Origin of the sequence: Acinetobacter sp. WCHAc060042, assembly GCF_003231195.1 — a bacterium.
Taxonomy (GTDB): Bacteria; Pseudomonadota; Gammaproteobacteria; order Pseudomonadales; family Moraxellaceae; genus Acinetobacter.
The window spans coordinates 1-11449 of record NZ_QKVN01000066.1; the positions used below are offsets into that span (position 1 = coordinate 1).

Consider the following 11449-nt stretch of genomic DNA (forward strand, 5'->3'; position numbering starts at 1 on the left):
CTTTCCAGAAGTCAGCAGGATCTTTCGCCCAGATTGGCATGCAACGGCCAGGTTCGATATGTTCTAAGACTTCTTCGCTTTTGACTCGCACATGCTGATATTTTTCTAATCGAGCAATATAGAAATAATGTTCGAGTGCATAGCCTTTGGGTTTGTCTCTTAGTTGCAGGTGATAGCTAGCCATTTTCTGCCATTGTCCTAATAATTTGCTTTAAGTAAATCGGCAAACCATCTTCGTCGCGATAGTCTGTGAGTTGATCTAAAACCAGTGGAAATAAGTTCTTGGCTTTAGTGTCACTGAGGCCAACATTGAGCATTTCTTGAAAAATGATCGTATTGCAATTGGCTAAATTAAAGTGCATATCTTGACTAAAAAGAGCACGAATTATTTGCTCGGCCGTCAGTTTGGTGACATCAATATTTTTTGTTTTTAACAATGACAATAGCGCCCCGCCGAGCTCAAATTTCTTCTTGTTATCGGCATTCCGTTTTGCTTTATTTTCTTTCTTCTCGAGCTGGTTGAGATACAGTTTTAAGCTATTTTCATCGACTTTGTTGTCTTTAAAACGAAGATATTGAGTTGCCATTGTTTTAAGCACATTCAGTGTCTGATCTTCACGAGTGCTTTGGTATTGTTGATATAACTCGACGAACTTTTTTTGAAAGAAATCATGCGATGTAGTTTTACAAAGTTGTTGATAAAGCAGTTCAACTTTTTGAAGCTCTCTAAATGGTTTAATGGCTTGTTTTACGATGACTAATGCAGTTGGTGACAAGTTCTGCATTTCAAATTGAGATGCTTGAATTTCATGAACTGCATTTTGAGTGACTTGATCCCAAATTTTGTACTTTCTCACATAGTCGACATAGGCCATTAACTCAGCTTTATTGAGTAAAAGGGCTGGTCGTCCACGTTTTTTTAAATCAGAGTTTTGCATTTTAACAAGAAATCCATTCGCTTCAATTTCATTATGCTTTGTAGCATAACTTATTGGGCGAATGGATTTAATTAATAAAAAATAAAATTTATTTTATTTTTTATTAATTCGCACTTAACAGTTTCTCTTCGAGAAACTACAGTCCGCAGGGGAATCCTTCCCCTTGACCCCTGAATCAGCAGCTTAGGTATTGAACCTAAGCTGCTGATATTTAAGCAATATGCTTAAATTTTAAAATCAAAACAATGCTGTGCTTTTCGCTTAAATTGCGCTTGTTTCCGGCAAAAAAGATGTCCGTTGCTGCATTTTCAGTTTCGTTTCTACAAAAACGGTTCTGTTACCGAATTTTCAGTTTTATTTCTGCAAAAAAAAAGTCTGTTGCTGCACTTTTAGTTTCGTTATTACACTTTGCTTGATCGTGTTAGCAACGATTAAAACAAGTCTTAGATTTATACGTGACAATAAAAAGCCAGTTGTATGAACTGGCTCTTTCTATTTGCGATTTTTTACCGTGCCTCTCATAAATTAACAGTCAAAGCTGAAGAAGTGCTCTGGGAAACAAGAAACAAAGGCTTTTTGAATATCGCTGTACTCACACTCAGGATGCTTCTCTAAATAACGTCGAGTCCAAATCAGTGTGGCTTCATAATCATTAAAGCACTGATCGAGTTGTAAAAAAATCCACAGTTCATGGGCTTTTTGAATGAAAAAGTCATTGATGATCATGAGAGCAATTTTCTTTTCAGTGTTTGAATCCGGGTATGAGTACATATTACATTTCTCCGATAGCAAGGATAAATAGGTTAGTTGATAAGCTATTTATAACACATAAAATTATGTGTTTACCACATAATTTTATGTGTTTTTATGTAAGTATAACCCTATGCTATAATTTCAAAACACTATTTCTATAAATTTAATTAAATGCCATATACTGAATTTCAACGTCTTGTCGGTAAAGCAGGGCTTTCAATTAAGGAATTTGCTGTCTTATTGGATATGAAACCTAATTCGATTACGAATTACAGTAAACAAGGTGTGGTTCCTACACATATTGCTGTAATCGTTGCGTTGATTTCTACGATGAAAGATGAGGGATTAGATTTCTATCCAATTTTTGAAAAAGTTAAGTCGTATTCACAAGAATAAAGCTCTCGTTTTTTGATTGTTGTAAGCTTTTTAGTAGATATTGATGATGTAAAAAATGCCTGAACTTCAGGCATTTTTTTGTTTCAGGGACTTATAAGCCTCGATAGAACTTTTCAATAAAGTATCGAGTTTTGAGAACCAGGGTGATCATCAAATTCTTATTTTCTGAGATCTTAGGTCGAGCATTCGGTAAACCGGATATTTCTATTTTGGGCTTACAGATGAATTTCGCATAAGAGATTTTATGTTAAGCGACAATTTAAGACGTTATACAGATTAGTTGAGTATAACAATATGTATAATTGAAAAAATCAAACGTTGTTTAGAGTTCTTTTATGCTGACTAATAATTTTTCAGGTCAACAATTACGTGATTTCAGACAAACTCAGAAAGTTTCTCAGGCGAAACTAGCTAAGGAAACATTAATTGTCCAAGCAAAAATTTCTGTTTTTGAATTAGGTAAAGGCGAGTTATCTGCTGGAGAAAAGGAATTAATTTTAAATTTTTTTTCTAATTCTGGAAAAGTTGAAAAAGTTGCAAAGGCTAAAAAGAAAATTACTAAAGAAAGTAGTTTTTCTATAAATCCGTTAGATGTGGATAGAAGAAGAAAGAAATATACCTTGTCAAAAAAAACTGAAAAATATGTGAAAGATTTAGATAATATATATGATAAGCATATAAATTCTAAGAAAGATTTAAAAGCTATAAGCTTGTTTTCTGGTTGTGGAGGATTATGTTTAGGCTTCTCTGCTGCTGGAGTGCGTATAGCAGGGTTTATAGAAAAAGATAAACATATTAGTCAAATATATAGAGATAATTTTAGCTCAACTCCTCAACTTGCAAATGATATAACCTCTTTGTCTCATAAAGATATTGAACAATATAAAGATTCAATTGGCGAGATTGATATTGTAATTGGTGGTCCTCCATGTCAGGGATTTAGTCTTTCAGGTAAACGGGACAAGTCAGATGCTAGGAACAAACTATTTGAAAATTATTTAGATTTTGTGACTGTATTTAAACCAAAAATTGCATTATTAGAAAATGTACAGCTATTGACATCAATGAAAGATGAAAATGGTAATCACATTAAAGATCTGATCATAAAAAAATTTCAAGATCTAAATTATAAAATTACCTACTTCGATGTAAATGCTAAAGATTATGGTGTGCCACAAAGTCGTGCTCGGGTGTTCTTTCTTGCTATTAGAAATGACATTCAATCTGAATTAGGCTTTCCTGATGCGGAAGGTAACAATTTAACATTTGGGGATGCTTGCTCTGATCTAGAGTACTTGGAATCAGGAGAATCATCAAATATTGATAGATTACATTTTGCTGTGAACCATCCTGCTCATGTCTTAGAATGGTTGTGGAATGTTCCAGAGGGAAATAGTGCTCATGATAATACAGATGAGTATTTGAGGCCTCCATCAGGTTACAATACAACTTATAAGCGTCAAGTATGGAATGAAGAAGGATCTACAGTTCAGACTACATTTGGAATGATTTCGGGATGTCGAAACGTACATCCAGTAGCAACAAGATCCCTAACCATTAGGGAAGCAGCACGTATTCAGTCTTTCCCTGACAAGTTTGTTTTTAATGGAAAAGTAGGTACGGTTAGAACAGCCATTGGTAATGCAGTACCTCCGTTACTTTCTTATAAAATAGCTAAGTATTTAACAAATATTCTTAAAAGTGGACAATAAATAGGATAAAGACTAATAACATTAGTTATTAGTCTTTAACTTACTTAAATATGATAAAAATAGCCGGCTTTTAAATTAAATTGCAATTGATGTGCATTTTGAGTATTTCCTAAGCGTTGCATTTGAAATATTCCAAAACTAGGAGCCTCGTGTGTATCTCCCATAGTTTTAGCTTCTTTAAAAGTTCCTTTTTTTACTCTATAGAGTGATGTTGTAAAGCATTGATACTGAAAACTTTTTACTATTAAATCAGCAATTTCAAAAATAGCAATTTCCTGATTTCCTGAGGTTCTCTTTGTTTTATGTAATAAAAACTCAGGTGGATAAGGTTCGTTACTATATGCTTTTTGCAATAAAATTCTAGCTATTTCAGCGTTGTAATTATCAAAAATATTTTGCCACTCCTGTGATGCATTAATATCTAGTTCTTCCCAAAAGTATCTTCTATGATCAATTACACGGGTCAAATGAATATTGTGATCTATTGGAGAGCTTCCAGGATGACCACAGAATTTACGTAATTCATTTTCAGCTAAAATAGAAACTGGAATGTTATGTTGTCTTAATAGGTTAGAAAACCCTGAAGCTGTGGAACAAAAAACTTGAGCATTAAGAGGTCTCTGATTGTTACATTGTTTTACAGATATCCCAATACGATGAATTTGATTAGATTGGTCTTCGATTTCAATTAAAATATCACTTTTACATTTTTTAATTATTTGTCCATTAAAATGGACACCCTGACTGTTAGCGGATGTTGCTAATCCCCCTGTTGCAACAGCATAAATTCTAGTAATTTGAGAAATATTATATGCTTTAGCCAAATAAGTGATTAATGTGAAAGCTTCATTATTTGAAGAAAAGACATTTTGATAAGAACCTACTATCGGTAGTGGTTGTATTGATATATTTAATGGAACATTTAATGAATTAATATTATCTGCTAGATATTCTTCATATGCATGACCAGTATTTCGACCAGCAGTACCCGCTAAAATTTGTTGATAATGTTGTGTGTTATTCGGAAGTAAAGCCAATTTCTTCAATATCCTTTGTTAATGTGGATACCGAAGTCTCTAAACCCTGAGCAACTTTAATAAGGGTTAAGAGAGATGGATTTCGTTTTCCTCTCTCTAGTAAGCTAATGTATGTTCGATCTAAAGATGTTCGTTCAGCAAGTTCTTCTTGAGAAATACCCAAGAAATTTCGCTGACTCTTAACTCTCAATCCAATAAAAATTAATGACTTCGGCATTGTTTTATTATTTTCTTTGCAGACAATATATCTACAGACAATAAGTCACATTAAATGATATTTATTATTCTTTACTTAATAGGATTACTATTAAAAATTTATGATGGTGAGTGAAATACAACACTAAATGCTTAAGTTCTTCTAAAATTAACATAATACGCGTTATACGAATCTAAAAATGGGAGCCTTTAGCTCCCATTTGTATTGTTAAACATTGAATCCTATATGTTTTCCTGTTGGAAGCTCTACATCAATACGGAGCTTCCCGCCCATTGCCTCAACATACTTTTTCATGGTTGAAATCTTAAGATCATTGCCACGATTTTCTATTGCTGAAAGTGATGGTTGTTTGATTCCTAGAGTTTCAGCTAGCTCTTTTTGGGAAATCTCTAATTCTTCTCGAATAAGGTGAAGCTGAGTTTCTAAAAGTAGTTCATCAGCCATTTTTTGAATACGAGCTTGGCTCTCTGGAGAGCGACTAGCCAATAATTCCTGTAAGGTTTTAGCCATTAGATTGATCTCCTAGGGTCGAGAGATGAAGTTCGTATTAGCGATATTACACAGAAAACCGCAATTATTTTGGTGGTTTAGGTCTTGATTTTGTTTGTGGTACAGGTGGTGTTTACCTAAATGGAAATGAACTGGAATGCATGATTCATGCAGTATTGGATTAATTTAAATTTTTTTACTTATCCACAAGCTTATTTGTAAGCAGATAAATAGAGCTTTGCTATGCTATGCCCTTGTCTAATAAGGCTTAAACTAGAAAGACAAAAACAGGGAAATTTAAACTATCTTTTTTGACAAAAATCAAAAAAATTTTTAGTGAAATGTCAATATTGAACAAACACCATGACGTAGCGTAAGGTATATGTATTTACTGCACTTCTTAAGATGTTACGTAGTAATTTTTGAAGAAAGTAACGTGGTAAAAAGAGAAAAACCACGCTGATCAGAGCGTGGTTTGGGTGTCTTGAATGCGCTTAGCTCTCCTCGACTAAAATTTGAGCTATAGATTCAAGACTTTCATCAATTCGGCAGTTGAATGATGAGGTGTTTCTATTTGGTATTTAAAGCCAAAACGTCTTCTGACGCAAGTAGCTCTTCACCAACTTATCGTTCTTTGCCTCCCCACAAAGGCGGATAGATACGAAAGGAGGTGGAAGTGCATAGCTTATTCAGATTGCTTGATGCGATCAGTTTGCTTGCTGACTTAGTACAGCTATTGCAATACATACATATATATGTCAGTTAGTTGAATTAAGCCGCTTACGAGCGGCTTTTTTGTTGGATTTTTTAGAGCTTCTATGTGAATGAAATTAAATTAGTAGGGCAATCCCTGCACAGCCATTTGTGTACAGGCTGCAAATTTTATAGTTTTCTTAAAAATAGCATAAGGTATATTGTTCAAAATTATATAAATAATAAAAAAGCCCGACATCCTGTCGGGCTTTTTCATATCGGGGTGCTCATCTTACTGATCTCGTGCTGCCCATTCCTTGCGCTATTTTCTTATTCTTGTTTTCTGGAAACATCCAGTTCCCTTATGTATTCATCATAGGGCTAATGCCTTGGATTACCAATCCGCAAAAACCTTAAATCTATGTAAGTTTTAGCTTACAAAGTTGGCCTATTTTATCCCAAGAGTTGTCCGCAGAAATTGGGGATTATTTCTAAATTGTGAACCTTGATAAATCAGGAAAAAATGCAAAAACGAGTGTTTTTTGATCAATTTTATTGGCTAAAAGTTACAGTTTTGCTTAAAAAAAAACCGACTTGTTTCCAAGTCGGTTGAACGAGAACGTTCCAGAGGGTATGAATAACGATAAGATACTGATCTTAAAGTAATATTAAAAACGCGTTTCGTATAAGCTCTATTATGTTAAATAGATTTAATATAAAAATTTAATAGCGACATTTTATGTCGCTAATCTCATATTATTTTTAATAAAATCATATATTCTATGATCGATTAATCAAAATACTTTAAATCAATAAAGTGGGATACAAAATGAAATATAGCGATTACTTGGGTGATTCTTTTAATACAGAAACTGGGGATTTTGACAGCGAAAAAGCTAAAAGAAATGTTTTTGATCGGAAGGAAAAAATTAATATTTTATTAATGGGTGCTTCAGGAGTGGGTAAAAGCTCACTGGTGAATAGCTTTTTTGGAATTGATATTGCAAAAACAGGAGATGGTGTCCCTCAAACACAGCATTTAGAAAAATTTGTTTATGAAGATAAAGGTTTAATTCTGTGGGATACAAAAGGAATAGAAGCTGCTGATTATCAAAACACTTTGGCTGATTTAAGAAAAGCCTTAAATAATGCAAAAGAAGAAGCTGTTTCTTCTCGATCGTTAGATGGTCTTCCTCATATAGCATGGTTATGTATTAAAGAACCATCAAAACGGATTGAAGAACGAGAAATAGAATTAGTTAAGCTTGTATCTGACTATGATATTCCTGTAATTGTAGTTTTCACTCAAACTCAGTTTGAAAGTGGTGATACATTTGTTGAAGAAGCAAAAAATATCTTCAATCAGGCAGGATGCCTTTCAACTATCAAAAATAGATATGCTCGTGTAAATTCAGTTTCTTACACGTTAATGGGGGGGGCTGTAACAATTCCTGTTTCAGGTTTAGATACTTTATTTGAACTTACAGAGACCGCTTTTCCTGAAGGTAGTAAAAATGCAAAAAAAGCATTTGAAAAAGCACAGGCAGTAAATGCAGAAAAAAAGTTAGCAGCAATTTTAGATTCTTGTTCGACTAAAATTCATATAGCTGCTGCAGCAGCAGGTACTGCAGGGGCTAGCCCAATACCAGGATCTGATGCTCCAATTATTGCAGCTATTCAATCAACATTAATTTATACAATTAATTCTGAATTTGAATTAGATGAAGATATAAAACAAAGTGCTGCTATTGCTACAGGCATTTTAGGGGTAACAGCATTGGCACAGGTTGGTAAAGCAGTTGTATCTAATCTATTAAAATTTATTCCTGGAGCAGGAACTCTAGTTGGAGGAGCTATATCTGCAACTACAGCAATAGCTTTAACTGAAGCAGTTGGTCATGCATATGTAAAAACTTTATCTTCTTTTTATAATAAACAAGAAGCAAAAGTCATCCTACCTGAAAATACGAAAAAGATTATTGAAACCTTTACACAAATTTTTGGTACTTTCAAAAAGACTGCATAGATCTTTATTTTAAAGAGTATCTAAAATTAACATAATACACCTTATACGAAACGTGTTATAATTTACCTTGAAATTCATATACTTATTTCAAAGTTTATAGCCCGAGCATCACTGTTCGGGCTTTTTTTATGATTTTTCACGTTCCACGCCTATTATTTGATCAATGTTCCACAACTTTGTTCATATCAGTTAAACAATCGTGGTTAATCATAGGGTCTAAAAAAACGGCTCCAAAAGCCTCTTTTCTCAGGCTCTGGTTCAATGTGTTTAGGCACAGGAATGCGCTTATTTTCTGTTTCAACTGGATTAGTCAATCCAGTATCTTTAGGTTGAGTCTGGATCTCTGCTTGTATAGGAGCTTCTTTTTGTTGAGTAGTCAATCCATCATAGTTCGAATCACTTTTTGACCTAGTATCTGTTGCTGTATCTGATTTTGGATCGATATATGTAGATGTATAAGTTTTTGGAGCTTCTAATAGGCGTTGTATCGCTTCAATTTGTTCATCTTTAATGTGTAATTGATCATTCTTAGCTTTCAACTCCTCACGTTGAAACTGCTCACGCTCATGCGCCTGTTCAAGCTGTTTCTGAAGCATGTAAACCTGCTGTTCTAGCAGGTGAACTTCTGACAACTTTCGTGTTTCAGTTGTCTGTGAACCGTTCACATTTCTAGAAGGTTCACCAAAGACACGAATAGCTTCGGAAAGATCAATTTTACCGTCACTATTCTTACTTAAGTTCCCTTTATTAATATGCTTATAAATGGCTTGACGAGTCATTCCATAGAGGTTTGAGAGCTCAATAACAGATAGTGATTTCATCTTGTAATTTTGGTTGTCTATTATGTGAACTAAGATACATTAACAAACAGTCAACCGCTACATACACAATCTATCTTTATGCTTTAAAACCTAAATTTTTAAGATGAGGAATAAGTTGTTTTTGTTGTATTGGATCTCGCAGCATATCTTTAATTTTAATAGCTAAGTCATCATAACTTTCGCCTTGTTGTGCTAGGTGAGATACTTCATGTAAGCGTGAAAGCTGATTACCAAACATATTAATTTGTGCATCTGTCAATTTATAAAAATTATTTTGTTCGGATTTATGCTCAATACTTTTTAATTTTTCTTTAAACTTGAAGTGAATGTGTGTGACTTTTCGACCTGTCTTTATTTGCTCATAAGATACATTTAATGGGCTATGTTCATTGATTTGATCTACAGCAGTATCAATAACCCATCTTTTTAAATCAGCAGAAAGAGGATATCTTTTTCCTAACTCTAACATTCCTCTTAAAGACTCGATGGAAATCTCTCGTTTTCCTATTGAACGGTATTGGCTTAATAATTCGTAAATACGAATAGCATATGCACTACTCATACCAGCAATATCAGATAACGAATATTTAGTGAATTCACGGCTTAGATTAGAAATGAATGGCAAAATTTCTTTAGAAAATCTAATTCCTACAACACTTTTACTCTCTAAAAAACGTATGGATTGAATCCATCTCATTTTAATTGATTCATCATCAATAGCTAAATTAATTGACCTATCATATAAACGATTTACACCATCTTTTAGATCTCTATAAGCGGTCTTTTCATGAACCCCAAGTTTTTTTAAATCATCAATGGTTACGCGATAGATTTCATCATCTGTAATATCTTCAGCTCGACTAATTTTACTGATAGCAGCTAACACAATACGCTGTTCTGTAGAGCTTAATTGATATGAAGCCTCAATTACTTGATTTGATTTAACTACTAATTCTTTTTTAGATGTACTCATCAATTCTATTTCTATAAACCTAACTATGAGTAATATAATTCTCTCATAGTTAGTAGTCAATCCCTCATAGTTTAGTAGTCAATCCCTCATAGTTAGTAGTCAATCCCTCATAGTTAGTAGTCAATCCCTCATAGTTAAAAGCTGAAAGCATTGATATACATGGCTTTCAAGCCACCTAAAAGATTTAAAATATTTAAAATATATTTAAAAAGAGCAAATTTAAAAATTGCCCTTGGTTTTCGCTACGCTCAAACTCTATTGAATCTCGCTATCGCTCGATTCGTCGGGGCAATTTTTAGGTTAATGTTTCCGTGAATTTGAGGAAAAGCAAAAGCAAGATCAAAAGCAACTCGGAATTCGCTTCGCTCATAAAGCCTTTTTACTCGCTACGCTCGGTCTAGGCTCAATTTTTTACATGTGATTTACGCTTATTTAGGCTTCACAGCCTAAAAAGCTGTTTTTCAAGAAGTCTAGGCGCGAATTTTGGTGATAGCGCTCGTAGACACTCGCTCGGTTGATTCCGTGTCATATCGAAAAGTTAAAGCCAGTGTCTTTTTTAATAGTCGGTGTTGGTTTATTTTCAGGAGTGAGATTGAGTTCTTGATTCTTAAAGGATGGATCAACTAAAGCTTGTTGCTGTTGAATCGCGGTTATTTCTACTGAGTGGGTATCTGGATTTAAACTCTTCAATAAGGCTGTTACTTCTAAACTGCTATACGGCTGGTCATTCACACTGTAAAACGGTTTAGCACTGAGGTTGAGTTCCTGGTGTTTCTGGAGTTGTTCGCGTTCAAATTCTTGTTGGTTATGCTCGCGGATTTGTTTGATCTGCTCTAAATATTCAGGTGTATTGTTTTGATTGCCAACTCCAAGCTTGGGTTCGGCAATGTAAAAGGTGCCGTGATCTAAATTATATTGTTTATAACTTGAAGACGATACTCGATTGGGGATGTTGATCTCTTGTCCATCGATTTGGTAAGTCAAGGTCGGGGCATATTGGCGTAAGGCATCATTCATATAGTTTTCCCACTCCTTGCGGATATACAGTAAGAATGAACGGTAGTTGTCAAAGCCTTCATCAAGTTGTCTTTTTTTCGCCCCGCCTTTTTCCGGGTTTTTCGGATTAAAGCGTTTGAAGTAGGTTTCTGGCGTGCGGTCAAGGCCATCATTGGTTTTTAAAGACAACATGAGATGACAATGCGGTTGATCAATGCCTCCAATTCTCGATTTAACGTTGTGTATGGCGTAAGAATGCGGATATTGGTGACTGGCTACGTGTTCATTTAAAAATGCCTCTACCAGTGTTTTACGCTGTTCTGGTGTAAGTTCATTGGGGAGAGCCAATTCATATTCCATGTAGACTTTGGCATTGGCTCGCTCATGGGTATCTGCTG

At 34.3% G+C, this 11449-nt stretch carries 11 protein-coding genes and 1 pseudogene; 3 read left to right on the forward strand and 9 right to left on the reverse strand.

The annotated features are described in order from the left end of the window. From DPG01_RS17540 to DPG01_RS17550, 3 genes and pseudogenes are all read right to left on the reverse strand, one after another. Positions 1 to 184 (reverse strand): annotated as a pseudogene (locus tag DPG01_RS17540) (plasmid mobilization protein); the annotation flags it as partial. Further along, positions 177 to 938, reverse strand: a complete 762-nt coding sequence (locus tag DPG01_RS17545) for a hypothetical protein (RefSeq protein ID WP_110975930.1) — start codon at positions 936 to 938, stop codon at positions 177 to 179. The gene DPG01_RS17545 and the pseudogene DPG01_RS17540, both read right to left, overlap by 8 nt. 525 nt (positions 939 to 1463) lie before the next feature. After that, complete coding sequence (locus tag DPG01_RS17550; RefSeq protein ID WP_004282220.1) at positions 1464 to 1709, reverse strand: hypothetical protein; 246 nt, start codon at positions 1707 to 1709, stop codon at positions 1464 to 1466. Between the two features lie 153 nt (positions 1710 to 1862). On the opposite strand from DPG01_RS17550, the gene DPG01_RS17555 reads away from it, so the two are divergent. Further along, positions 1863 to 2087 carry a hypothetical protein gene (locus DPG01_RS17555; RefSeq protein WP_104221581.1) on the forward strand — a complete coding sequence of 75 codons (225 nt, stop codon included), beginning with the start codon at positions 1863 to 1865 and terminating at the stop codon, positions 2085 to 2087. 335 nt (positions 2088 to 2422) lie between these two features. Next, complete coding sequence (gene dcm, locus DPG01_RS17560) at positions 2423 to 3799, forward strand: DNA (cytosine-5-)-methyltransferase (protein ID WP_110975931.1); 1377 nt, start codon at positions 2423 to 2425, stop codon at positions 3797 to 3799. Between the two features lie 44 nt (positions 3800 to 3843). On the opposite strand, the gene DPG01_RS17565 is transcribed toward dcm, so the two are convergent. The 3 genes from DPG01_RS17565 to DPG01_RS17575 all read right to left on the reverse strand — a co-directional run bounded on the left by DPG01_RS17565 (position 3844) and on the right by DPG01_RS17575 (position 5563). Next, complete coding sequence (locus DPG01_RS17565; RefSeq protein WP_110975932.1) at positions 3844 to 4836, reverse strand: hypothetical protein; 993 nt, start codon at positions 4834 to 4836, stop codon at positions 3844 to 3846. Next, complete coding sequence (locus DPG01_RS19095) at positions 4817 to 5053, reverse strand: helix-turn-helix domain-containing protein (protein WP_110975933.1); 237 nt, start codon at positions 5051 to 5053, stop codon at positions 4817 to 4819. Before DPG01_RS19095 ends, DPG01_RS17565 begins: the two co-directional genes overlap by 20 nt. 207 nt (positions 5054 to 5260) lie before the next feature. After that, the gene (locus DPG01_RS17575; protein WP_055414414.1) at positions 5261 to 5563 is read right to left on the reverse strand and encodes a helix-turn-helix domain-containing protein; all 303 of its coding nucleotides are present in this window, start codon (positions 5561 to 5563) and stop codon (positions 5261 to 5263) included. Between the two features lie 1501 nt (positions 5564 to 7064). On the opposite strand from DPG01_RS17575, the gene DPG01_RS17580 reads away from it, so the two are divergent. Next, positions 7065 to 8261 carry a GTPase gene (locus DPG01_RS17580; protein WP_110975934.1) on the forward strand — a complete coding sequence of 399 codons (1197 nt, stop codon included), beginning with the start codon at positions 7065 to 7067 and terminating at the stop codon, positions 8259 to 8261. Between the two features lie 203 nt (positions 8262 to 8464). Here DPG01_RS17580 and DPG01_RS17585 read toward each other — a convergent pair whose 3' ends face one another. The 3 genes from DPG01_RS17585 to DPG01_RS17600 all read right to left on the reverse strand — a co-directional run. Beyond that, positions 8465 to 9082, reverse strand: a complete 618-nt coding sequence (locus tag DPG01_RS17585) for a plasmid replication DNA-binding protein (protein ID WP_110975935.1) — start codon at positions 9080 to 9082, stop codon at positions 8465 to 8467. A gap of 76 nt (positions 9083 to 9158) precedes the next feature. Then, positions 9159 to 10058, reverse strand: coding sequence for a replication initiation protein RepM (gene repM / locus DPG01_RS17590; RefSeq protein WP_171253726.1), 900 nt, complete (start codon positions 10056 to 10058; stop codon positions 9159 to 9161). Between the two features lie 522 nt (positions 10059 to 10580). Next, on the reverse strand, positions 10581 to 11449 hold an 869-nt coding region (locus DPG01_RS17600; protein WP_110975936.1), incomplete at its 5' end, for a MobA/MobL family protein.

Excerpts from the sequence above, each read along its gene's own strand:
- DPG01_RS17545 (WP_110975930.1), bottom strand. The coding sequence starts at position 938 with ATGCAAAACTCTGATTTAAAAAAACGTGGACGACCAGCCCTTTTACTC.
- DPG01_RS17550 (WP_004282220.1), bottom strand. The coding sequence starts at position 1,709 with ATGTACTCATACCCGGATTCAAACACTGAAAAGAAAATTGCTCTCATG.
- DPG01_RS17555 (WP_104221581.1), top strand. The coding sequence starts at position 1,863 with ATGCCATATACTGAATTTCAACGTCTTGTCGGTAAAGCAGGGCTTTCA.
- dcm (WP_110975931.1), top strand. The coding sequence starts at position 2,423 with ATGCTGACTAATAATTTTTCAGGTCAACAATTACGTGATTTCAGACAA.
- DPG01_RS19095 (WP_110975933.1), bottom strand. The coding sequence starts at position 5,053 with ATGCCGAAGTCATTAATTTTTATTGGATTGAGAGTTAAGAGTCAGCGA.
- DPG01_RS17575 (WP_055414414.1), bottom strand. The coding sequence starts at position 5,563 with ATGGCTAAAACCTTACAGGAATTATTGGCTAGTCGCTCTCCAGAGAGC.
- DPG01_RS17580 (WP_110975934.1), top strand. The coding sequence starts at position 7,065 with ATGAAATATAGCGATTACTTGGGTGATTCTTTTAATACAGAAACTGGG.
- DPG01_RS17585 (WP_110975935.1), bottom strand. The coding sequence starts at position 9,082 with ATGAAATCACTATCTGTTATTGAGCTCTCAAACCTCTATGGAATGACT.